Annotated in this window: 15 protein-coding genes and 3 rRNA genes; 6 read left to right on the forward strand and 12 right to left on the reverse strand. The window is 67.8% G+C overall.

The features are described 5' to 3' along the window. Positions 1–12 precede the first annotated feature (12 nt). Positions 13–1,446 carry an NAD(P)H-quinone dehydrogenase gene (locus BJ984_RS17905; RefSeq protein ID WP_179549168.1) on the reverse strand — a complete coding sequence of 478 codons (1,434 nt, stop codon included), beginning with the start codon at positions 1,444–1,446 and terminating at the stop codon, positions 13–15. Positions 1,447–1,565: 119 nt separating this feature from the next. Between BJ984_RS17905 and BJ984_RS17910 the strand changes: the two genes are divergently transcribed. The 3 genes from BJ984_RS17910 to poxB all read left to right on the forward strand — a co-directional run bounded on the left by BJ984_RS17910 (position 1,566) and on the right by poxB (position 6,004). Then, positions 1,566–2,399, forward strand: coding sequence for a purine-nucleoside phosphorylase (locus BJ984_RS17910; RefSeq protein ID WP_179549169.1), 834 nt, complete (start codon positions 1,566–1,568; stop codon positions 2,397–2,399). A 65-nt stretch (positions 2,400–2,464) separates the two neighbouring features. After that, entirely contained in the window at positions 2,465–4,186 is a 1,722-nt protein-coding gene (locus BJ984_RS17915; RefSeq protein WP_246306868.1) for a phospho-sugar mutase, read from the forward strand. Positions 4,187–4,264: 78 nt separating this feature from the next. After that, positions 4,265–6,004, forward strand: a complete 1,740-nt coding sequence (gene poxB / locus BJ984_RS17920) for a ubiquinone-dependent pyruvate dehydrogenase (protein WP_179549170.1) — start codon at positions 4,265–4,267, stop codon at positions 6,002–6,004. A gap of 117 nt (positions 6,005–6,121) precedes the next feature. Here poxB and BJ984_RS17925 read toward each other — a convergent pair whose 3' ends face one another. Both BJ984_RS17925 and BJ984_RS17930 read right to left on the reverse strand, forming a co-directional pair. Next, positions 6,122–6,394 carry a PTS sugar transporter subunit IIB gene (locus BJ984_RS17925; RefSeq protein WP_173183996.1) on the reverse strand — a complete coding sequence of 91 codons (273 nt, stop codon included), beginning with the start codon at positions 6,392–6,394 and terminating at the stop codon, positions 6,122–6,124. A 4-nt stretch (positions 6,395–6,398) separates the two neighbouring features. Beyond that, positions 6,399–6,875, reverse strand: coding sequence for a PTS sugar transporter subunit IIA (locus BJ984_RS17930; protein ID WP_246306490.1), 477 nt, complete (start codon positions 6,873–6,875; stop codon positions 6,399–6,401). Between the two features lie 117 nt (positions 6,876–6,992). Between BJ984_RS17930 and BJ984_RS17935 the strand changes: the two genes are divergently transcribed. Beyond that, positions 6,993–7,394 (forward strand): VOC family protein, encoded by a 402-nt coding sequence (locus tag BJ984_RS17935; protein WP_179549171.1) that lies wholly within the window; start codon positions 6,993–6,995, stop codon positions 7,392–7,394. Between the two features lie 43 nt (positions 7,395–7,437). Here BJ984_RS17935 and BJ984_RS17940 read toward each other — a convergent pair whose 3' ends face one another. Continuing rightward, complete coding sequence (locus BJ984_RS17940; RefSeq protein WP_179549172.1) at positions 7,438–8,574, reverse strand: adenosine deaminase; 1,137 nt, start codon at positions 8,572–8,574, stop codon at positions 7,438–7,440. A 130-nt stretch (positions 8,575–8,704) separates the two neighbouring features. Between BJ984_RS17940 and BJ984_RS17945 the strand changes: the two genes are divergently transcribed. Beyond that, the gene (locus BJ984_RS17945; RefSeq protein ID WP_179549173.1) at positions 8,705–10,012 is read left to right on the forward strand and encodes a hypothetical protein; all 1,308 of its coding nucleotides are present in this window, start codon (positions 8,705–8,707) and stop codon (positions 10,010–10,012) included. 84 nt (positions 10,013–10,096) lie between these two features. Here BJ984_RS17945 and BJ984_RS17950 read toward each other — a convergent pair whose 3' ends face one another. After that, the gene (locus BJ984_RS17950) at positions 10,097–10,855 is read right to left on the reverse strand and encodes an IclR family transcriptional regulator domain-containing protein (RefSeq protein WP_179549174.1); all 759 of its coding nucleotides are present in this window, start codon (positions 10,853–10,855) and stop codon (positions 10,097–10,099) included. Position 10,856: 1 nt separating this feature from the next. Continuing rightward, complete coding sequence (locus tag BJ984_RS17955) at positions 10,857–12,038, reverse strand: adenosylhomocysteinase (RefSeq protein WP_179549175.1); 1,182 nt, start codon at positions 12,036–12,038, stop codon at positions 10,857–10,859. A gap of 134 nt (positions 12,039–12,172) precedes the next feature. On the opposite strand from BJ984_RS17955, the gene uriH reads away from it, so the two are divergent. Continuing rightward, positions 12,173–13,120 (forward strand): uridine-preferring nucleoside hydrolase UriH, encoded by a 948-nt coding sequence (gene uriH, locus BJ984_RS17960; RefSeq protein ID WP_179549176.1) that lies wholly within the window; start codon positions 12,173–12,175, stop codon positions 13,118–13,120. Between the two features lie 45 nt (positions 13,121–13,165). Here the strand turns inward: uriH and BJ984_RS17965 are convergent, their stop codons facing one another. From BJ984_RS17965 to BJ984_RS17990, 6 genes are all read right to left on the reverse strand, one after another. Beyond that, a complete protein-coding gene (locus tag BJ984_RS17965) occupies positions 13,166–13,684 on the reverse strand; it encodes a DinB family protein (protein WP_179549177.1) in 519 nt (172 codons plus the stop codon). Between the two features lie 185 nt (positions 13,685–13,869). Continuing rightward, positions 13,870–14,889: an HAD-IIA family hydrolase gene (locus BJ984_RS17970; RefSeq protein WP_373877418.1), complete on the reverse strand. Its 1,020-nt coding sequence runs from the start codon at positions 14,887–14,889 to the stop codon at positions 13,870–13,872. Next, positions 14,873–16,849, reverse strand: coding sequence for a hypothetical protein (locus tag BJ984_RS17975; protein ID WP_179549178.1), 1,977 nt, complete (start codon positions 16,847–16,849; stop codon positions 14,873–14,875). The genes BJ984_RS17970 and BJ984_RS17975 overlap by 17 nt, the downstream gene beginning before the upstream one ends. A gap of 1,373 nt (positions 16,850–18,222) precedes the next feature. After that, positions 18,223–18,339 (reverse strand): 5S ribosomal RNA (gene rrf, locus BJ984_RS17980). Between the two features lie 151 nt (positions 18,340–18,490). Then, positions 18,491–21,610: ribosomal RNA gene (locus BJ984_RS17985) — 23S ribosomal RNA — on the reverse strand. A gap of 431 nt (positions 21,611–22,041) precedes the next feature. Next, positions 22,042–23,566: ribosomal RNA gene (locus BJ984_RS17990) — 16S ribosomal RNA — on the reverse strand. The 16S, 23S and 5S rRNA genes sit together here, the layout of an rRNA operon. Between the last annotated feature and the right edge of the window lie 485 nt (positions 23,567–24,051).

Below are 24,051 nucleotides of genomic sequence, written 5' to 3' on the forward strand. Positions count from 1 at the left end.
GCGCCCGGCCCGCTAGAGGACGATGTGCATGGCCCGCGCCGCATCCGAGATCGACCCCGACAGCGACGGGTAGACCGTGAACGCGCGCGAGACCTGGTCGACCGTGAGCCGGTGCTCGACGGCGAGGGCGATCGGGAAGATCAGCTCCGACGCGTTCGGCGCCACCACGACCCCGCCGATCACCGTGCCCGACCCGGTGCGGGCGAACAGCTTCACGAAGCCGTCCTTGATACCCATCATCTTGGCGCGCGGGTTCGACGACAGCGGCAGCTTGTAGATGTCGCCCTGGGCGATGCCCTCCTCGATCTGCCGCTGGGTCCAGCCCACGGTCGCGATCTGCGGCTGGGTGAAGATGTTCGACGCCACGTTCCGCAGCTCGGTCGGGTTCACCGCGTCGCCCATCGCGTGGAACATCGCGGTGCGCCCCTGCATCGACGCCACCGACGCCAGCGGCAGGAACGTCGTGCAGTCCCCCGCGGCGTAGATGTTCGGCGCGCTGGTGCGGGCGACCCGGTTCACGCGGATGTGCCCCGAGTCCGACAGCTGCACCCCGGCCTGCTCGAGGCCGATTCCCTTCGTGTTCGGGATCGAGCCGACCGCCATCAGGCAGTGCGAGCCCTCGACGGTGCGCCCGTCGCTCAGCGTGGCGACGACCCCGTCGGCCGTGCGCTCGACCTTGTCGGCCCGCGACTTCGACAGCACGGTCATACCGTTGCGCTTGAAGACGTTCTCGATGACGGCGGCCGCGTCGGCGTCCTCACCGGGCAGCACCTGGTCGCGGCTCGAGATGAGCGTCACCTTCGACCCCAGCGCGGTGTACGCCGAGGCGAACTCGGCTCCCGTCACACCCGATCCGACGACGATCAGGTGCTCGGGCACCGCCTGCAGGCCGTAGAGCTGGGTCCAGGTGAAGATGCGCTCCCCGTCGGGCACGGCGGTCGGCAGGATGCGCGGGCTCGCGCCGACCGAGACGACGATCGTGTCGGCCTCGATCTGGTCGAAGTCGGTGCCCCCGCTGACGGCCGTCGACACGATGACCGAACTCGACCCGTCGAGCCGGCCGTGGCCGCTGACGATGGTGACGCCGGCACGCACGAGGCTCGCCCGCATGTCCTCCGACTGCTGGCGGGCGAGCCCGAGCAGCCGCTTGTTCACCTGGGCGAGGTTCACGGCGACCTCGGGACGAACCGGCCGCCCGGCGTCGTTGCGCGAGAAGAACTGCACGCCGAGGTCGGCCGCCTCGCCGATGCCGTTGGTCGCCTCGGCCACCGCGATCAGCGTCTTGGAGGGCACGACGTCGGTGATGACGGCTGAACCGCCCACCCCCACCTGCTCGACGAGGGTCACCTCCGCTCCGAGCTGCGCTCCGGCGATCGCCGCCTCGTATCCCCCGGGGCCCCCGCCCACGACGACGACCCTCTGCTTGCGCTCGAACTCATTGCCCATGCGGCCCATTCTCCCCGGTCGGCGCACCCCGGCCAAACCAACGGTGCCCGCCCGCCAAGCGAACAGCCGGGCGGACATCCCGCCCGCCCACCGACGTCGAGGGCGAATAGAGTGGACGAATGTCCTCTCCGACTCCCAACCCCCTCGACCTGCCCGACGCCGACCCGTTCGAGGTCGCCCGCGAGGCCGCCGCGCAGATCGCCGAGATCACCGGGGTTCCCTCCCACGACGTCGCCCTCATCCTCGGCAGCGGCTGGGGCAAGGCCGCCGACCTGATCGGCGAGACGGTCGCCAACGTGCCGGCCACCGACGTCGTCGGGTTCGGGATGCCCGCGGTGCCCGGTCACGTCGGAACGCTCCGCTCCGTGCGCCTGCCGAACGGCAAGCACGCCCTCGTCATCGGTGCGCGCACCCATTACTACGAGGGCCACGGCGTGCGCCGCGTCGTGCACAGCGTGCGCACCGCCGCCGCCGCCGGCGCGAAGACGATGGTGCTCACGAACGGCGCCGGAGGCATCAAGGAGACCTGGACGCCCGGCACCCCGGTGCTGATCAGCGACCACATCAACCTCACCGCCGACTCGCCGCTGGAGGGCGCGACCTTCGTCGACCTGACCGACCTCTACTCCAGCCGCCTGCGGGAGATCGCCCGTGGAGTCGACCCGACGCTCGACGACGGCGTGTACGTGCAGTTCCGCGGGCCGCACTACGAGACCCCCGCCGAGGTGCAGATGGCCAAGGCCATCGGCGGCCACATCGTCGGCATGTCGACCGCCCTGGAGGCGATCGCCGCCCGCGAGGCCGGCATGGAGATCATCGGCTTCTCGCTCATCACCAACCTGGCCGCGGGCATCCAGAAGACGCCGCTCAGTCACGCCGAGGTGATCGAGGCGGGCAGGAACGCCGAGGCCGCCATCGGCGACCTGCTGGCCCGGGTGGTCACCGCGCTGTGACCGCCGAGCACGACGATCTCCGCGACGCCGCGGACACGCCCGTCGACGACGAGCACGCCCACCGCCTGCCCGCCTCCGACGGCGACGAGCTCAACGAGGTCGAGCGCCTCGTCGAGGACGCCGTGGCCTGGCTGAACCAGGACCCCGACCCCGAGACCCACCACGAGCTGCACATGCTGCTGCGTCGCGTCGGCGCCAACGACACCGACGCCGTGTCCGACCTGCGCTCGCGCTTCGGCTCCCGGCTCGCGTTCGGCACCGCCGGCCTCCGCGGCGAGATCGCCGCCGGCCCCAACCGCATGAACCGGGTGCTCGTGGGCCAGGCGGCCGCCGGCCTCGCCGCGTTCCTCCTCGAGCGCGCGCATCCGGGAACCACGCCCTCGGTCGTCATCGGCTACGACGGCCGCACCAAGTCGGACGTCTTCGCCCGCGACACCGCTGAGATCATGGCCGGTGCCGGAGTGCGCGCCGTGCTGCTCCCCCGCCTGCTGCCCACCCCGCTCGTCGCCTTCGCCGTGCGCGAGCTCGGCGTCTCGGCCGGCGTCATGGTCACCGCCTCGCACAACCCGCCGCGCGACAACGGCTACAAGGTCTACCTCGGCGACGACGACCAGGGCTCCCAGATCGTGCCGCCCGCCGACGGCGAGATCGCCGCGCAGATCGATCGCGTCGCCACGACGAGGAGCGTGCTCGAGCTGCCGCGGTCCGATGCCTACGAGCTCGCCGACGAGTCGCTCGTCGAGCGCTACGTCGAGGCCACCGCGGCCGTCGCCGGCGGCCGTGCCGAGCGCGCCCCGCTGTCGGTCGTCTACACGGCGATGCACGGCGTGGGCTGGGAGACGATCGCGCGCGTGCTCGACGCGGCGGGCTTCCCGCGGCCGGCGCTCGTCGAGCCCCAGATCGCTCCGGATGCCGCGTTCCCCACGGTCGCGTTCCCCAACCCCGAGGAACCCGGCGCCCTCGACCTCTCCTTCGAGCGCGCGCGAGAGGTCGGTGCCGACCTCGTCGTCGCGAACGACCCGGATGCCGACCGTCTCGCGATCGCCGTCCCCGACCCCTCCTCGACCGACGGCTACCGCGCCCTCACCGGCAACGAGGTCGGCATGCTGCTCGGCTGGCGCGCCGCCGAGGCGGCGGCGGCCTCGGGGTGGGCGGGCGACGCCCCCGCCCTGGCCTGCTCCATCGTCTCCTCCCCCGCCCTCGGCGCCGTCGCCCGAGCCCACGGCCTGCGCTTCGCCGAGACCCTCACCGGCTTCAAGTGGGTCTCCCGCACCCCCGGCCTCGTCTTCGGCTACGAGGAGGCACTCGGCTACCTCGTGAACCCGGGCACCGTGCGCGACAAGGACGGCATCTCGGCCGCCATCGCCCTCCTCGACCTGGCGACGCAGCTCGCCGCCACCGGCCGCACGATCGCCGACCGCCTCGACGAGTTCAGCGCCCGCTTCGGCCACTACGGCTCGGCCCAGATCTCGCTGCGGGTGACCGAGCTCTCGCAGATCGAGCGCGTGATGCAGCGCCTGCGTGCCGACCCGCCGGGCGACATCGGCGGCCTGCCCGTGGAGCGCATCGACGATCTCGCCCACGGCGGCGACGGGGTCGCGCCGAGCGACGTGCTGCGCCTGCACCTCGACGGCGCGCGCGTGATGGTGCGCCCGAGCGGCACGGAGCCCAAGCTGAAGATCTACCTCGACGCCTGGAGCGACACCGGCAGCGTGCCCGAACGCCGCGACGCCGTCGTCGAGCTCCTGCAGCGCCTCGAGGGCGGCATGCGCGACCGCATCTCCTGACGGAGGCGGGCGCACGGCCGCGCCCGCCTCCGTCATCCGTCGCATGCGCGTGCGCCCACCACGCCGTAGGTTCGAAGCATGACCACCATCGCGGACACCATCGTCGAGATCATCCAGGACGCCGGGGTCGAGCGTGTCTACGGCCTCCCCGGCGACTCCCTGAACGGCTTCACCGACGCGATCCGGCGCACCAAGGGCGACGTGGCCTGGGCGCATGTCCGCCATGAGGAGGCCGCCGCCTTCGCCGCCGCAGCCGAGGCCGCCCTGACCGGCGAGCTCACCGTCTGCGCCGGCAGCTGCGGCCCCGGCAACCTGCACCTGATCAACGGCCTCTACGACGCCAACCGCAGCCGCGTGCCCGTGCTCGCGATCGCCGCGCACATCCCGGCGAGCGAGATCGGCACCGGCTACTTCCAGGAGACCCACCCGCAGGAGCTGTTCCGCGAGTGCAGCGTCTACACCGAGCTCGTCAGCGTGCCAGAACAGCTGCCCCGCGTGCTCGAGATCGCGATGCGCGCCGCGATCGAGAAGCGCGGCGTCGCGGTGGTCGTCATCCCCGGCGAGATCTTCCTGCACGCGTCGGCCGGCCGGCCGAAGTCGGCGCCGATCGTGCGCGCGGCCACGCTCTCGCGCCCCGCCGACGCCGAGCTGGAGAAGGCCGCCGCCATCCTGAACGGCGCGAAGAAGGTCACGATCCTCGGCGGGGCCGGAGTGCAGGGCTCCCACGACGAGGTCGTGGCCCTCGCCGAGCGTCTCAAGGCGCCGATCGTGCACGCCCTCCGGGGCAAGGAGTTCCTCGAGTACGACAACCCCTACGACGTCGGGATGACCGGCCTCCTCGGCTTCGCCTCGGGCTACCGCGCGATGGAGGACTGCGACGCCCTCCTCATGCTCGGCACCGACTTCCCCTACCCGCAGTTCTTCCCGTCGAAGGCGACGGTCATCCAGCTCGACATCCGCGGCGAGCAGATCGGCAAGCGCACCCCGATCGACCTGGGCCTCGTCGGTGACGTCGGGGACACCGCCCGGGCGCTCCTGCCCCTCCTCGACGAGAAGGCCCACACGAGCCACCACCTCGACTCCTCCGTCGCGCACTACGCGAAGAGCCGCAAGGGCCTCGACGAGCTCGCCGACAACGACCGCAACCGCACACCCATCCACCCCCAGTACGTCGCCCGCCTCGTCAGCGAACTCGCCACCGACGACGCCGTCTTCATCCCCGACGTCGGCTCACCGGTCGTCTGGGCCGCCCGCTACCTCCGGATGAACGGCCGCCGCCGCCTGATCGGATCGTTCAGCCACGGCACCATGGCCAACGCCCTCCCGCACGCCATCGGCGCCCAGTCGGCCTTCCCCGACCGCCAGGTCGTCGCGCTGTCGGGCGACGGCGGGCTCGCCATGCTCTTCGGCGAGCTCCTCACGGTGCGCCAGAGCAAGCTGCCCGTCAAGATCGTCGTCTTCAACAACTCCTCGCTCAACTTCGTCGAGGTCGAGATGAAGGCCGCGGGCTTCGTCAACTACGGCACCGAGCTCGACAATCCCGACTTCGCCGCCGTCGCGGCCTCCCTCGGCATCTTCGGTCGCCGCGTCGAGAAGCCCGACGACCTCGAGGGCGCCCTCCGCGACGCGTTCGCCCACGACGGCCCGGCGCTCGTCGACGTCGTCACCGCCCGGCAGGAGCTCTCCATCCCGCCCACCGTCTCGGTCGAGCAGGCGAAGGGCTTCGGCCTCTACGCCATCCGCACGATCATGTCGGGCCGCGGCGACGAGCTGATCGACCTCGCCGACACCAACGTCTTCCGCCGCCTCTTCAGCTGAGAAGCGGATGCCCGGCGGCACACCCCCGCCGGGCATCCGTCACCCGCCCGATGCTGCCCGGCGTAGCACCCCCGCCGCGCATCCGTCACCCGCCACCGCGGAGGCGGCGAGCCGACGTCAGCCGACAGCGATCTCGAGCTTCGCCGTGATCTCGTCGAGGTCGAAGTAGTTCTCGATCACCACGACGTCGGCGTTCGTGCGCCCGATCGCCGACACCAGCTCGGGCGACGTCAGGATGACCTGCGCATCGGCGGCGGCCGCCCCCACGCCCGCCACGTCGGACGCCGACACGTCGGCCTCGATGTCGAGGCGCGCGAGGGCACGCACGGCGTTCACGCGCAGGATCTCGGAGGTGCCGATGCCCGCGCCGCAGAGGGCGACGATCTTCACGGCCTCAGCCTAGGTCAGGGTGCGACGCCGCCGCGAGCAGCCGGCGCACCTCGTCGGTGTCGGAGGCCGCGGCGAGCGCCGGGATGACGGTCTCGTCATTGAAGATGTTGGCCAGCGCGGCCACGGAGGCGACGTGCTGGTCGGCCTCGGTCGCGGCGATGCCGATCACGACCGACACCGGGTCGTTGTAGGCGTGGCCGAAGCTCACCGGCTCCTCGAGCGTGACGATGACGAGCCCTGGCGCGTGCACGTCGGGCCCCGGCCGCGCGTGCGCCATGGCGAGGCCCGGCGCGATCACGATGTACGGCCCGTACTCCTGGATCATCGCGATCATCCGCTCCCCGTAGGAGGGGTCGGCCGCACCGCTCGCCGTGAGTGCCTCGGCGGCGCACAGCACGGCGGACCGCCAGTCGCCGGCGGGTCGGCGGAGGGCGATCGCCGCATCCGGCAACTGATCGAGCGGGGGCATCTGGTACGTCATCGCCCGCTCATTCTCTCAGCCCGGCGCTGGCCCAACCGGGGAGTTCCCTGCGACCGGCTCGACCGTCGCCTGACAGCGCCCTTGACGCCGCCACGCCGGCCGAGAAGAATCGCGGCCATGATCGACAACTGGAAGATCGAGCTCGTCTTCATCCCCGTCACCGACGTCGACCGCGCCAAGGCGTTCTACGTCGACCAGCTCGGCTTCCACGCCGACCACGACCAGTCGCCGACGCCCGACATCCGCTTCGTGCAGCTGACCCCGCCCGGCTCGGCCTGCTCGATCGCCTTCGGCACGGGCATCGGCGAGATGGCACCCGGCACACAGAAGGGCGTGCAGATCGTGGTGCCGGATGCCGCCGAGGCCCGCGGCCACCTCGTCGAGAACGGGGTCACGTGCTCCGAGGTGGTCGACGAGGGCTGGGGCCTGTTCGTCTACTTCGACGACCCCGACGGCAACAGCTGGGCGCTGCAGGAGCTGCCGGCCTACGCGGCCGGCGCCGCCGCGGCGACCGCCTGACGGCGCGACCGCACCACCCCCGCGACCGCCGCCGCCGGCGGCGTCAGCGCGAGCGCGCCTGGAGCGCCTCGAACCCGTCCGAGATCGCGTCCGCGAGGTCCTCCCGGTCCTCCACCGGCAGGAACGTCGCCGCCGCCGCGTTCAGCTGGAACACCTCGTGGTCCGCCAGTTCGTAGTCGAACGCATCCGTCAACAGGGCCAGCTCGCGGCTGATCGAGGTGTTGCTCATCAGCCGGTTGTCGGTGTTCACCGTCACCTGGAAGCCGAGCTGGTACAGCAGGTCGAACGGGTGGTCGACGAGCTCGTCGCCCCACGCCGCCACGGCCCCGGTCTGCAGGTTCGACGACGGCGAGAGCTCGAGCGTGATCTCCCGGTCCTTCACCCACTGGGCGAGCAGCCCGAGCGAGACGTAGGTGGCCTCGTCGTCCTGCCGCTCGTTCTCGATGTCCTCCGCGATCCGCACGCCGTGGCCGAGCCGCAGCGCGCGCCCGTCGAACAGGGCGCCGCGGATGCTCTCCAGCCCGTCCCCTTCACCGGCGTGAACCGTGGTGGGGAAGTAGTTCTTCGCGAGATAGTCGAACGCGGCGAGGTGCTTGCTCGCCGGATACCCGGCCTCCGCCCCCGCGATGTCGAACCCGACCACCCCGTTCTCGCGATGCCGCACGGCCAGCTCGGCGATCTCGAGCGAGCGGTCGGTATGCCGCATCGCGGTCACGAGCTGACCGATGCGGATGCTGCGGCCGCTCGCCCGCACGTCGTCGGTGCCGATCTCGATACCCTCCTGAACCGCCTCCACGACCTCGTCGAGGCTCAGGCCGCCGGTGAGGTGCTGCTCGGGCGCCCAGCGCACCTCGCCGTAGATCACGCCGTCGTCGGCCAGGTCGGTGACGTACTCGCGGGCGACGCGCACCAGGTTCTCGCGGCTCTGCATCACGGCGATGGTGATGTCGAAGGTCGCGAGGTAGGCCGGCAGCGAGCCCGAGTCGGCGCTGTCCTCGAACCAGTCCCCGAGCTCCAGCGGGTCGGTCGACGGCAGCTCGAGGCCGATCCGCTTCGCGAGCTCCACGATCGTGGCGGGCCGCAGACCGCCGTCGAGGTGATCGTGCAACGACACCTTGGGAAGCGAGTTGAAGCTGATGGTCGAACCGGGAACGAGGTATTCCTCCGCTGGGGTGCTCATGTCCCCAGCTTAGGGTTCCCCGCCCCGGCCGACCGGCCCGAATCGTTACCCGACGAGCGTCGACCACGGGCTATGCTCTGGTCGCCGGGTGACGTCACGGCACCGCTTGTCGACACGGAAGACCCGCGCCATGATCCCTGAGCCCCGCTACGGCGAGCGCGTCGATCCCGCCCCCGACGGCGGCCCGATCAGCGGCCCCGACGGCGCCCACGTCGCCGCCCACGACGGCGGCTCCGGCCTCCCGCCCCTCCCCGTCCAGCCGCCCGCGCCGCGCCGCCACCGGGCCCTTCGCGTCGTAGGCGTCGTCGCGGCGCTCGTCGGAGTCGTCGCCCTCCTCCTCGGCGGCTTCTACGGCTGGACCGTCACAGCCGACCAGCGCCGCGCCGACGCCGTCTCGCTCCTCGCCGATCGCGAGAGCGGAGCCGTCGAGGCCCACGGAGCCCTGACCGCCCGCACCCGCAGCTCGCAGGCCGAGGCCGACCGCGTGCGCGGGGTCGTCGGCGCAGGCCCCTTCGCCGCCGACACCGATCCGTCGGCCGAGTCGCTGCGCACCGCGCTCGGCGCGCTCGACCTGGCGCTGTTCGAGGCCGGCGAGGCCGCCGCGATCCCCGTGCCGGAAGAGACCGACGAGCAGGCCGCCGCCGATCCGGCCCCGGCGTTCACCCTGCCGTGGGAGCTGATGAGCGAAGCCGAGCAGCTCGAAGCGGATGCCCACCGAGCCGACACCGTCGCCACCAGCCTCCTGGCGACCGCCGAGGCGACCGACGACGCCGAGAAGGCCGTCGTCGACGCCGAGGCCGGCTACTTCTCCTCCCTCGCCACCCGCGCGCAGGCCGAGATCGACGCGAGCCCGCTGGCGAGCCGCAAGTCGCAGGTCGACCTCTCGTACCTCATCGACACAGCCGCCGACCCGGGCCAGGCCGACTACCGCGACGGCGCGTTCCTCACCTCGTTCCAGACCGCCCAGCAGGCGCTCCGCGACTCCCAGGCGGTCGAGACCAGGGAGGCGAGCGACCCCGCCTTCGCCACCCGCCGCGAGATCGAGGAGTACGCCCGCTCCCTCAGCGCCGGCGTCGTGCTCGACTTCGTCTGGGCGCCCGAGGTGAACGGGCTCGGCGAGAACTGGCTCTCGGGCACCGCCGAGACCTACGACAGCGACGGCGGCTGGTCGATCATCAGCCTGAACTACACGGTCGAGGAGGCCTGGGCCGACGGCGACGAGAACGCCCGCGCGCTGGTGGCGCACGAGGTCGGACACACCCAGGTCATCCGCGACGTCTGCGAGCCGCTGTTCGCCGGCCCCGTCTTCGGCTCGGAGCACGAGACCTGGGCCACCGCGTGGTCGATCAGCCTCGGCTTCGACCTCCCCGGCTCGGGCATCGAGGCGTACGGCCGCCCCACCGACGAGCAGATCGCCACCGCGGCCGAGTGCCGCTGACCGCGGGCCGGCCCACTCCACCGCGCGCCGCTCGGTGCCTCTGACCCGCCCGGTCGTCGCCCGGGCGCTGCACCTCCCGCCGGCCTACAGCCCGAGGCCGGCCGAGATCTCCGCGGCGGCCCGAGAGGCCGCTTCCCGCACCCGTTCGGCGGGCACCGCGCTGTAGCTCGTCGCCACGTACGGCACAGTCAGCGCCGCCGCCGCCCCGCCCGACGCCCCCAGCACCGGGAACACCACGTCCGTGATCGATCCCCGCACCGCATCCGCCCGCTCGAGGAAACCGCGCTCCCGGATGCTCTCCAGCACCCCCTCGTCGCCACCCGCAGCGCCCGCAGCACCACCCGCACCGCCGCCACCCGCGAACGCCCGCAGCACCGCCCCGGTCGCCGTCTCCTCCACCGAGAACGTCGCCCCCACCCGCACCCGGAAGCCGAAGTCGGCGGGCGACTCCGCCTGCGCCACCACCCGCACCCGGTCCACGTCGAGCACGCTCAGGTTGCACGACTGCCCCGTCTCGTCGGACAGCCGCCGCATCGGCGCCAGCGCGGCCGCGGTCAGCGCCCGCAGCGGCTCCTGCCGGTGCGCCAGGTCGAACAGCCTGAGCGACAGCGAGTACAGCCCCGTCTGCCGTTCCCGGAAGAGATACCCCCGCCGCTCGAGCGTCGTCAGCACCCGGAAGATCTGGCTCGGCGACCGCTCCACCGCCGCCGCGATCTCGACCTGGCTCATCCCCTCGAGCCGCCCGGCCAGCACCTCGAGGATGTCGAGCGCCTTGTCCAGCGCCGGCACCGCGTACTCGGGCCCCTTCCCACCGGGTTCGACGCCGGCGGAGGACGAGCTCACGTCACTCCCCCGCGTGCAGGGCCGCGAGCATGCGCCGGGCGATCGTGCGATCGATGTCGTCGGGAACCGGCTGCGCCCCGGCGACGAGGCCCGCCGCGTCCGTCGCGACCCGCTCGAGCGAGAGCGTCTGCAGCAGGAAGCCGAGGTCCATCGACTCGAGCGAGTTGCCCTTCGGCTCGCGACCGGCGAGGTTGAACATCCGCCCGCCCGCCAGCAGCACGACGTGCCGCCCGTTGGGCAGGTCGATGCGCTCGACCGCGTCGATGATCTCGCGGCTTCCGACCGCGGCCGCCCGCAGCCCGGCGACGTCGATCTCCCACGGGAAGTGCCCGCAATTCGCCAGCACCGCCCCGTCCTGCATCTGCTCGACGACCTCGACCGGCAGCACGCCGGCGTGCCCGGTGGCGGTGATGAACACGTCTCCCCAGGGCGCCAGCGACGGCCCGTCCGACACCCGGAACCCGTCGAGCGCCGCCTCGAACGCCTTGAGCTCGTCGATCTCGACCACGGCGACCTTGCCGCCGAGTGCCCGCAGGTAGTGCGCCACCCCGCGGCCGCACCAGCCGTAGCCGAACACGACGAAGCGCCGCCCGGGCACCATCAGGTTGGTGATGCGCATGAAGCTCTCGACCACGGACTGCCCCACGGCGTGCTTGTTCTCGCCGATCGCCTTGAGCAGGCTGTCGTTGATCACGATCATCGGGAACGGCACCGCCCCCGAGAGCTCGCCGCGCAGCCGGTCACCGCCCGAGGTGGTCTCCTCGGTTCCGCCGATCAGGCTCGCCTCGGTACCACGGGCGACGACTCCCGCCGCCAGGTCGCCGCCGTTGTCGAGCAGCATGTCGGGCTGGGCGTCGAGCACGCGCAGCACGTTGGCGTGATGCTCCTCGAGGGTGTCGTCGCGGCGACCGAACAGCGTCATGCCGAGCGTCTGCAGGAAGGCGACCACGTCGTCCTGCGTCGAGCCGTGATTGCCCGTCCCCACGATCTCCGCCCCGCCGGCGGCGAGGGTCTCGAGCAGCACGGCCGTCTTCGGCTCGATGTGCAGCGACATCCCGATGCGGTGGCCGGCGAACGGCCGCGTGGCGGCGAGGTCCTCCCGCGCCTGAGCGAGCAGCGGCATCCGTGAGCGGATCCAGTCGACGCGCGCAGCTCCGCGCGCAGCAAGGTCGGTGTCAGTCATGGCGCGAGTATTGCACAGATGAACGCGCATTTCATATATGCTCAGGATGCTCGTCCGCTGATACGCGTCCAGGCCGGTGCCCGTCCGACGCCGCGCCCGCGCCCGCCTGCCCCACCCGACCCGAGGAGACCCCCGTGCCGAAGAAGATCATCCTCGACTGCGACCCCGGTCACGACGACGCCATCGCGCTCCTCCTGGCGCACGGCAGCCCCGAGATCGAGCTGCTCGCCGTCACGACGGTCGTCGGCAACCAGACCCTAGAGAAGGTCACCCGCAACGCCCTCTCGGTAGCGCGGGTCGCGGGCATCACCGGCGTCCCGTTCGCCGCAGGCTGCGCCCGGCCGCTCGTGCGCACGGTCGAGGTCGCGCCCGACATCCACGGCGAGTCGGGCCTCGACGGCCCCGTGCTGCCCGAGCCCGTGATCGGGCTCGACGAGCGGCACGCCGTGGACCTGATCATCGACACGATCATGGCCGAGGAGCCCGGCACCGTCACGCTCGTGCCCACCGGAGGCCTGACCAACATCGCGATGGCCGCCCGCAAGGAGCCGCGCATCGTGCCGCGCGTGAAAGAGGTCGTGCTGATGGGCGGCGGCTACCACGTCGGCAACTGGAGCGCGACGAGCGAGTTCAACATCATCATCGACCCCGAGGCCGCGCACATCGTCTTCAACGAGTCGTGGCCGCTGACGATGGTGGGGCTCGATCTGACCCACCAGGCCCTGGCGACGCCCGAGGTTCGGGAGCGCATCCGGGCCATCGACACCGCGCCGGCGCGCTTCGTGGAGGAGCTGCTCGAATTCTTCGCCGGAACCTACCTCGAGGCTCAGGGCTTCCTGCACCCGCCCGTGCACGACCCGTGCGCCGTCGCCCGTGTGATCGACCCCGACGTGATGACGGCCCGCCGCGTCCCGCTCGACGTCGAGCTCTCGGGCACACTGACGCTCGGCATGACCGTCGCCGACTTCCGCTCACCCGCGCCGGAGGACTGCATCACCCAGGTCGCGGTCGACCTCGACCACGAGCGCTTCTGGGCGCTCATCGTCGACGCCCTCGAGCGCATCGGCGACCCCGAGGCCTGAAGACAGTCCGGCGCCGCTCCGGCTCGGCTCGCGCAGCTCGGCGGGTCAGCCCCGCACGTCGTGCAGGTGATGCACCGGGTCGTGGATGAAGTACTGCGCCAGCGTCTCCACCGTGAACGCCGAACCGTCACTCCGCAGCCCCCGCCGCTGCCACGCGCCGTCGGGAACCGCCTCGAGGGCGCGCGCCATCGTCTCGGCGGCCTCGGTGAGCTCGCGCGACACCACCGCCGGGTCCTGCTCGCCGTACCGATCCTCGATCGCCGTCGCGTCTTGGTCCCAGTTCGCGAATTCCGGCTCGTCCTGCTCGAGCATCAGCGCCAGCCGCCCGTCGAAGACGCGGAACACGTCCCGCACGTGCGCCGCGTACTCCAGCGCCGACCAGGTCGACGCGTCGGGCCGCTGCCGTACGTCGTCGCGCTCGAGCACGGCGGGCCAGGCAGCAGCGTTCTCCCGCACCAGCCGCGGCACCTCCCGCGCTGCCGTCGCCGAGGAGTCGAAGCCGCACTCGGGGCACTCCTTCTCGAGCACCCACGTCCAGTTCTTGGTGTCAGGAACGATCGCCATGCCCCGAGCGTAGAGCCGCCCACCGGCAGCGCTCCACCGTCGGACGGACACGCGGCCCCGCATTCCTGCCACCCTGCACCCTCCGCACCCGCCGCCCGCCGCTCGCCGCCCGGCCCGCCGCCATCGGGCGCCGTCGGGCCGGGCGTCGGGCACCGGGCACCGGGCGCCTGATGCGCGGCGTCAGCTCAGCTGTACAGTGCCGGATCGACGTCGAGCACGTGGATGGACTTGCCCGAGCCCCAGATCGCCGCGCATCCGGCCCGCAGCAGATCGACCGGCCGATCGCCGGCCCTCTCGACCCGCACCAGGTGCCCCTTCATGGTGACGACGCTCGAACCGACGATGGTCTCGACGCCGTCCTTCGAGGTGCGCGCCACCGGGTACGGCTCGAACAGCTGCCGCAGATCGTCGAGGATGAAGTCGGGCCGCGAGTCCTTCGGCGCCGCCAGCAGCTGCTTCGCGCGGTCGATCCCGGTCAGCACGTGGATCGCCCGCAGCCCCGCCCGCTTCGCCCCCATCGTGTCGGTGTCGAGCCGATCGCCGATGAACGCCGCGTTCTGCGCCGAGAAGCGCTCGGCCGCCACCTCGAAGATGGTCGTCTCGGGCTTGCCGGCCACCACGGGCAGCCGCCCGACGGCGGTGTGCACGGCCGACACGAGGGTGCCGTTGCCGGGCGCGATGCCGCGCGCCACCGGGATCGTCCAGTCGGTGTTCGTGGCGACCCACTGCACCGCCGGATCGTGCAGCGCGAACGCCGCCTCGGCCAGCTGGGTCCAGCCCACCTCGGGCGCGAACCCCTGTACGACGGCGGCCGGCGCATCCTCGGCCGAGCGTGTCACGACGAACCCGGCCTTCTCGACCTCGGAGCTCAGCCCGACCCCACCCACGACGAGCACGGTCGAACCCGGCTCGAGCAGCGTGCGCATCACGCGCATGGCGGCCTGCGGCGACGTCACGACGTCCTCGGCGGCGACGGCCAGCCCGAACTCGCTCAGATGCCCGGCGACCTGCGCATCGGTGCGCGAGGCGTTGTTCGTGATGTACCCCACGCGCAGCCCCTCGGCCGCCACCCGGTTCAGCGCGTCCACCGCGTGCGGAATGGCGCCGGCCCCCTGATACACGACCCCGTCGAGGTCGGCCAGCACGGCATCGACCCCGTCGAGCGGATGCACGACCTCGCCCTTCGCCTTACCGAACAGCCCCACGGCCACCCTCCCCGCCCACGCTGCCCTCGCCGTCGCTCTCGCCCGCGGCTTCCGCCGCTGCCGTGGGCGGCGCCTTCTTCGCCGCCGCCTTCTTCACCGGCGCCTTCTTCACGGGCGCCTTCTTCACCGGCGCCTTCTTCACCGGCGCCTTATTCACGGGTGCTTTCTCGGCAGCGACCCCCTCATCGCCATCCGCGGCAGCCGCAGCCGGCGCCTTCTTCACCCGCGTCTTCTTCGCCGGAGCGTCCGCCTCGGCAGTCGCTGCAGGGGCAGCCGCGTCCTCCGTCTGGGTGGTGGCCTCATCCGTCGCCGCCGCCACGGTGGCCGTCGCCTTCGGCTTGGCGGGCGCTTTCGCCTTCAGGGGCGCCTTTGCCTTGGCGGGGGCTTTCGCCTTAGGGGCGGGCGTGGCCCCGGTCGGCGCAGCCTCGCTCGTTGCGACGTCGGCAGTGTCCGCGGCCTTGGCGCGGGTGCGGGACGCGGCCTTCTTCGCAGGCTCCGCGACCGTCGCCCGCTCCGAAGCCTCGTCCTTGGCTCCTGCATCGACGGCCGGCTCCACCTCGACCGAGCCCTTCGCTTCGATAGGGGCCTTCGCTTTCACCGGAGCCTTCGCCTTCACCGGAGCCTTCGCTTCGGCCGGGGCCTTCGCCTTCACCGGGGCCTTCGCCTTCACAGGAGCCTTCGCTTCGGCCGGGGCCTTCGCCTTCACCGGGGCCTTCGCCTTCACAGGAGCCTTCGCTTCGGCCGGGGCCTTCGCCACAGCCGGGGCCTTCCGTTTGGTGGGCGCGGTGGTCGACGTGGGGGCCTCTGCGTCGGCAGGCGCCTCAGCGTCCACGTAAGAGCCTGCCTCGATGGGCGCGCCCTCAGCCTCGACCTCGGCTGGAGCATCGACGGCATCGGTAGGGACCTCTGCATCCACGTAGGATCCCGCCTCGACCGGAGCCTCCTCAGCCACCGCGTCCTCGGGTGTGGCGTCGGGCTCGGAGGCGTCGACGGCCTCGTCCGCGTCGTCCGTTGCCTCCGGAACGCTTGCGATGTCGGTGTCCACGTCGTCGAGGTCCGCGTGGCGGGCTCGGTCGTCGGCGTCAGCCTCGAGCTCGTCCGCGTCCGGGGCGCCATTGTCGTCCAGGACGTCATCGTCGAAATCGATGGCATCGGCGTCGAGATCGGCCGAGCTGTCGTCGGCATCGGCATCGGCATCGGCATCGGCATCGGCATCGGCCGAGTCGAAGGCATCTGCCGAGTCGAAGGCGTCCGCGTCGTCGTCGTCGGGGGTGTCGAAGTCCTCCACCACCTCGATGGTGTCGTCTTCGCCGTCGCCGTCGAGGGCCGCGGCAGCGACTTCGGCGCGACGGCGCCAGGTGGCGGCGTCGTCGTCGCGGCCGAGCTCCGTCAGCACCTCGGCGTAGGCGTCGAAGAGGGCGGGGCTGTAGGAGTACGCCACGTCCGGCTTCAGCTGCGGGATCTCGAGCTCGCCGAGCGCCGCATCCGTCTGACCGAGGTCGAGGCGGGCTCCGGACATCGCGATCGCCACAGCCACCTGGGCCGGCACCGAGAGCGTGGAGCGTTCGACCGCTCGACCCTCGTCGAGTCCGCGCTCGGGGCGGCCCATGCCGCGTTCGCTGTCGATCATCAGCGCGAGCTGCTCGTTGGATCCGGAGATGCGCCGATACGTCCGCAGCTCGCGAAGCGCCAGGGCGTAGTCACCGGTGCTGTAGGCCGTGATGGCGAGGGTCTCGCGCACGACGGCGATCCGGCCGGCGCGACGACCCGCGGAGATCGCGTGCTGATGCGCGAGCTCGGGGTCATCGTCGATCAGGCGGGCGGCCATCGCCAGGTGGCGGGCGACCTCGTCGGCGTTCTCCTTGTTGAGCGTCTTGAGCTCGTTGCGGGCGACCTTGTCCAGGTCGCGCGGGGTCACGTCGAACGGGATCTCGGGGTCGTCGTGGCGGGTCCGCACCATGCGCAGCTCTTTGGCCAGGCGCTCTTCCTCGGTCGGCTCCGGGCGTTCGAACCGGGATGCGCCCGCGTCTCCACGGGCCGGCTTCCCGTCGCGGGTCCAGAGCCGACGCTCGCCGTCGCCACCGGGGCGTCCACCATGACGGCGCGGTCGATCGCCGCCCCGATCCGGACGGTCCCCACCCCGCGGTCGGTCCGACCCGTACGACGGACGGTCCCCACCCCGCGCTGGGCGATCCGAGTTGTAGGCGGAACGGTCCCCACCCCGCGGTCGGTCCGAGTTGTAAGACGGACGGTCGCCCCCACCTGCTGGGCGATCCGAGTTGTGCGAGGGACGGTCACCGCTGCGCTGCGGACGGTCGCCCGAGGGGCGGTCGGAGTTCCAGCGCGGGCGATCGCCATCCCGCTGGGGACGGTCGCCACCACGGGCCGGGCGGTCCGAGTTGTAGGAGGGACGGTCACCGCTGCGCTGCGGACGGTCACCCGACGACGGACGGTCGGAGTTCCAGCGCGGGCGATCGCCATCCCGCTGGGGACGGTCGCCACCACGGGCCGGGCGGTCCGAGTTGTAGGAGGGACGGTCACCGCTGCGCTGCGGACGGTCACCCGACGACGGACGGTCGGAGTTCCAGCGCGGGCGATCGCCATCCCGCTGGGGACGGTCACCCCCGCGAGCCGGACGATCCGAGTTGTACGAGGGACGGTCACCGCTGCGCTGCGGACGATCGCCCGACGACGGACGGTCGGAGTTCCAGCGCGGGCGATCGCCATCCCGCTGGGGACGGTCACCCCCGCGAGCCGGACGATCCGAATTGTACGAGGGACGGTCACCACCACGGGCCGGGCGGTCCGAGTTGTACGAGGGACGGTCACCGCTTCGCTGCGGACGGTCGCCCGACGACGGACGGTCGGAGTTCCAGCGCGGGCGGTCGCCGTCCCGCTGGGGACGGTCGCCACCACGAGCGGGGCGATCCGAGTTGTACGAGGGACGGTCACCACCACGGGCCGGGCGGTCCGAGTTGTAAGACGGGCGGTCACCGCTGCGCTGCGGGCGATCGCTGTCACGGGACGGGCGGTCGGAGGCCCGGAAGGGGCGGTCGCCATCGCGAGGAGGGCGGGCGCCGTCCCGGGAGGGACGATCGGAGTTCGAGGACGAGCGAGAGGGGCGGTCAGGGCCCGAGCTGCTGTCGCGGCGGCCGGTGAAGGGGCGTGAGCCGGTGTCCTTCCGCGGGGGTCGACGGTCGCCGGTGTTCCGCTGCTCGTCGTCGGATTCGCTCACGATGGCCCCCTAGGGATCTCTGTCGTACTCAGTGTGGTGTTGTGGTGATGTTAAAGCGAAATGGCCACCCATTGCTGGGTGGCCATTTCCTAAATTATGTCCGGCGGTGTCCTACTCTCCCACAAGGTCCCCCTTGCAGTACCATCGGCGCTGAGAGTCTTAGCTTCCGGGTTCGGAATGTGACCGGGCGTTTCCCTCTCGCTATGGCCGCCGAAACTCTAGAGACATATGTCTTGAAGTTTCGAACAGTCCAACACGAAATGTGTTGTGTGTGTTCGGGTTCTCGACCGTACATCGAGAACCACATAGTGGACGCAAGCAATCTTGGCCACCCATACCAGCCTTACAACATGTATGAGTGTAGTGATTATCAAGTTATCGGCTTATTAGTACAGGTCAGCTCCACGAGTCTTTAGTCCTCGCTTCCACATCCTGCCTATCAACCCAGTCGTCTAGCTGGGAGCCTCTCACCCCGAGGGGTATGGAAATCTCATCTCAAGGCCGGCTTCCCGCTTAGATGCTTTCAGCGGTTATCCATCCCGAACGTAGCTAATCAGCGGTGCTCCTGGCGGAACAACTGACACACCAGAGGTTCGTCCAACCCGGTCCTCTCGTACTAGGGTCAGATCCTTTCAAATTTCCTGCGCGCGCAGCGGATAGGGACCGAACTGTCTCACGACGTTCTAAACCCAGCTCGCGTACCGCTTTAATGGGCGAACAGCCCAACCCTTGGGACCTACTCCAGCCCCAGGATGCGACGAGCCGACATCGAGGTGCCAAACCATGCCGTCGATATGGACTCTTGGGCAAGATCAGCCTGTTATCCCCGAGGTACCTTTTATCCGTTGAGCGACAGCGCTTCCACAAGCCACTGCCGGATCACTAGTCCCGACTTTCGTCCCTGCTCGACTTGTCAGTCTCACAGTCAAGCTCCCTTGTGCACTTACACTCGCCATCTGATTGCCAACCAGATTGAGGGAACCTTTGGGCGCCTCCGTTACTCTTTAGGAGGCAACCGCCCCAGTTAAACTACCCACCAGGCACTGTCCCTGAACCGGATCACGGTTCGAAGTTAGATATCCAGAGTGACCAGAGTGGTATTTCAACAATGACTCCACCCGAACTAGCGTCCGAGCTTCACCGTCTCCCACCTATCCTACACAAGCCACACCGAACACCAATACCAAGCTGTAGTAAAGGTCACGGGGTCTTTCCGTCCTGCTGCGCGTAACGAGCATCTTTACTCGTAGTGCAATTTCGCCGAGTTCGCGGTTGAGACAGCTGGGAAGTCGTTACGCCATTCGTGCAGGTCGGAACTTACCCGACAAGGAATTTCGCTACCTTAGGATGGTTATAGTTACCACCGCCGTTTACTGGGGCTTAAATTCTCAGCTTCGCCTTGCGGCTAACCGTTCCTCTTAACCTTCCAGCACCGGGCAGGCGTCAGTCCGTATACATCGTCTTGCGACTTGGCACGGACCTGTGTTTTTAGTAAACAGTCGCTTCCCACTGGTCTCTGCGGCCTTCAAACGCTCCAGGAGTAAATCCCTTCACGCCTCAGGCCCCCCTTCTCCCGAAGTTACGGGGGCATTTTGCCGAGTTCCTTAACCACGATTCTCTCGATCTCCTTGGTATTCTCTACCTGACCACCTGAGTCGGTTTGGGGTACGGGTGGCTAAAACCTCGCGTCGATGCTTTTCTTGGCAGCATAGGATCACTGATTTCGTCCGTGAGGACTACCCATCGAGTCTCAGCCTTATATGAGAGACGGATTTGCCTATCTCTCGGCCTACATTCTTAGACCGGGACAACCATCGCCCGGCTCAGCTACCTTCCTGCGTCACACCTGTTAATACGCTAACCGCACCAGACGGGTTCGAGCGTTAGACCGGCACGCTTCACCCCGAAGGGATCCATCTAGCCGGCTTAGGACTCTTAGCACTACTGGATTGGCGTGGGCGGTTTTTCGCCAGTACGGGAATATCAACCCGTTGTCCATCGACTACGCCTGTCGGCCTCGCCTTAGGTCCCGACTTACCCAGGGCGGATTAACCTGGCCCTGGAACCCTTGGTCTTTCGGAGGACGGGTTTCTCACCCGTCTTTCGCTACTCATGCCTGCATTCTCACTCGTGTAGCGTCCACGGCTGGTTTACACCGCCGCTTCACTCGCCACACGACGCTCTCCTACCCATCCACACGGCTGGACCACGAAGGCCTGCCACTAATATGAATGCCACGAATTCGGTGGCGTGCTTGAGCCCCGTTACATTGTCGGCGCGGAATCACTTGACCAGTGAGCTATTACGCACTCTTTCAAGGGTGGCTGCTTCTAAGCCAACCTCCTGGTTGTCTGTGCAACTCCACATCCTTTCCCACTTAGCACGCGCTTTGGGACCTTATTCGGTGGTCTGGGTTGTTTCCCTCTCGACGATGAAGCTTATCCCCCACCGTCTCACTGCTGCGCTCTCACTTACCGGCATTCGGAGTTTGGCTAACGTCAGTAACCTTTTAGGGCCCATCGGCTATCCAGTAGCTCTACCTCCGGCAAGAAACACGCAACGCTGCACCTAAATGCATTTCGGAGAGAACCAGCTATCACGAAGTTTGATTGGCCTTTCACCCCTATCCACAGCTCATCCCCTCCATTTTCAACTGAAGTGGGTTCGGTCCTCCACGACGTCTTACCGTCGCTTCAACCTGGCCATGGATAGATCACTTCGCTTCGGGTCTAGAACATGCGACTCACTCGCCCTATTAAGACTCGCTTTCGCTACGGCTTCCCCTCACGGGTTAACCTCGCCACATATCACTAACTCGCAGGCTCATTCTTCAAAAGGCACGCTGTCACACCAACAAGGGTGCTCCAACGGTTTGTAAGCAAACGGTTTCAGGTACTATTTCACTCCCCTCCCGGGGTACTTTTCACCTTTCCCTCACGGTACTTGTCCGCTATCGGTCATCTGGGAGTATTTAGGCTTATCAGGTGGTCCTGACAGATTCACACGGGATTTCTCGGGCCCCGTGCTACTTGGGATACTCTTCGCGCCATCGCAACATTTCGGCTACGGGGTTGGCACCCTCTATGACTGGCCTTTCAAAACCATTCGCCTATATTGCTTTGTAACGCTCGCTGTACGGCAGTAACAGCAGAAAAGTCCCACAACCCCGACCATGCAACGCCTGCCGGCTATCACACATGATCGGTTTAGCCTCATCCGGTTTCGCTCGCCACTACTCACGGAATCACTGTTGTTTTCTCTTCCTGTGGGTACTGAGATGTTTCACTTCCCCACGTTCCCTCTACCCGCCCTATATATTCAGGCGGGAGTCACCGGGTCACCCAAAGGGCCCGGCGGGGTTTCCCCATTCGGAAATCCTCGGATCAGGGCTCTATTATCAGCTCCCCGAGGCTTATCGCAGATTTATACGTCCTTCTTCGGCTCCAGATGCCAAGGCATCCACCGTTTGCTCTTAGAAACTTGAAATCACATGAGTTTGAATCGATCTCTTATAAAGAAATTGACCAATGATCTACACAACCCCGAAGGGTTGTTGTTTAGATCTTGTGATTTGACACAAAAGTGTCAAATCTAAGATGCTCGCGTCCACTGTGTAGTTCTCAAAGTACGGGCGGTACCTCCCCCGCATCCCACCAAAAGGTGAAACCAGGAAAGGTCCAGAGGTTCAGTCCACCCACCCCGAAGAGTGCGTGACCCGGTCCCTCAGGACCCAACAGCGTGCATATGCAACCACCCTCGAACCAACCCGTTCCTAACCCCCCAATAAAGAGAAGCTGTACTAGCGCCGGCACGATTCCTGCTGCATCAATGTCAATGTTCCACCCATGAGCCACCAGTCGAGAACGTATGCCTCGAATCTGGCTGCTGGACACCAAACGGTGCCAGTTGCTCCTTAGAAAGGAGGTGATCCAGCCGCACCTTCCGGTACGGCTACCTTGTTACGACTTAGTCCTAATCACCGATCCCACCTTAGACAGCTCCCTCCCACAAGGGGTTAGGCCACTGGCGTTGGGTGTTACCGACTTTCATGACTTGACGGGCGGTGTGTACAAGGCCCGGGAACGTATTCACCGTGACGTTGCTGATTCACGATTACTAGCGACTCCGACTTCATGAGGTCGAGTTGCAGACCTCAATCCGAACTGAGACCGGCTTTTTGGGATTCGCTCCACCTTACGGTATTGCAGCCCTTTGTACCGGCCATTGTAGCATGCGTGAAGCCCAAGACATAAGGGGCATGATGATTTGACGTCATCCCCACCTTCCTCCGAGTTGACCCCGGCAGTCTCCTATGAGTTCCCACCATGACGTGCTGGCAACATAGAACGAGGGTTGCGCTCGTTGCGGGACTTAACCCAACATCTCACGACACGAGCTGACGACAACCATGCACCACCTGTTTACGAGTGTCCAAAGAGTTGACCATTTCTGGCCCGTTCTCGTATATGTCAAGCCTTGGTAAGGTTCTTCGCGTTGCATCGAATTAATCCGCATGCTCCGCCGCTTGTGCGGGCCCCCGTCAATTCCTTTGAGTTTTAGCCTTGCGGCCGTACTCCCCAGGCGGGGAACTTAATGCGTTAGCTGCGACACGGAGACCGTGGAATGGCCCCCACATCTAGTTCCCAACGTTTACGGCGTGGACTACCAGGGTATCTAATCCTGTTCGCTCCCCACGCTTTCGCTCCTCAGCGTCAGTTACGGCCCAGAGATCTGCCTTCGCCATCGGTGTTCCTCCTGATATCTGCGCATTCCACCGCTACACCAGGAATTCCAATCTCCCCTACCGCACTCTAGTCTGCCCGTACCCACTGCAGGCTGGAGGTTGAGCCTCCAGTTTTCACAGCAGACGCGACAAACCGCCTACGAGCTCTTTACGCCCAATAATTCCGGACAACGCTTGCACCCTACGTATTACCGCGGCTGCTGGCACGTAGTTAGCCGGTGCTTTTTCTGCAGGTACCGTCACTTTCGCTTCTTCCCTACTAAAAGAGGTTTACAACCCGAAGGCCGTCATCCCTCACGCGGCGTTGCTGCATCAGGCTTGCGCCCATTGTGCAATATTCCCCACTGCTGCCTCCCGTAGGAGTCTGGGCCGTGTCTCAGTCCCAGTGTGGCCGGTCACCCTCTCAGGCCGGCTACCCGTCGTCGCCTTGGTGAGCCATTACCTCACCAACAAGCTGATAGGCCGCGAGTCCATCCTTGACCAAAAAATCTTTCCAACTGATGACCATGCGGTCTCAGCTCGTATCCGGTATTAGACGTCGTTTCCAACGCTTATCCCAGAGTCAAGGGCAGGTTACTCACGTGTTACTCACCCGTTCGCCACTGATCCACAGAGCAAGCTCTGCTTCACCGTTCGACTTGCATGTGTTAAGCACGCCGCCAGCGTTCGTCCTGAGCCAGGATCAAACTCTCCGTAAATGTTTTATTGCACGACCCGAAGGCCGGCACATTAGATTGTGCAACCCGGCCGGAATAGGCCCTGGTCACACGAGTTTGAAACTGACAGAACAAATCATTACTGACTTGCTTTGTTGTTTAAATGTTTTCCAAAGGAATCCCAGTGACCGAAGTCACCTGGGGTTTTTGGCATTTGACATTGTGCACGCTGTTGAGTTCTCAAGGATCGGATACACCAGAGCCGAACCCTCTCAGGCCGCCGCTCCAGGCAACTTCTCTACCCTAGCACCAGAAGTGAGGCTGTCAAATCGACGCGCCGCTTGCTCGTGGAAGGGGTTTAATCCTACGCCTCTGATTCTCGCTCTTCAAGAGAGCAGTCTCAGATGGAGGATTGATGTCCCGCTTGAGGCCGGTAAGCTCTTCCGCTTTCCGCACCTGTGGGGTGACGAGTAAGAACATTACGGCGATGTTTCGCGGAGGCCAAATCCCGGTGAACGCCCGGGCGT

Source organism: Herbiconiux flava, from assembly GCF_013409865.1.
Lineage (GTDB): Bacteria > Actinomycetota > Actinomycetes > Actinomycetales > Microbacteriaceae > Herbiconiux > Herbiconiux flava.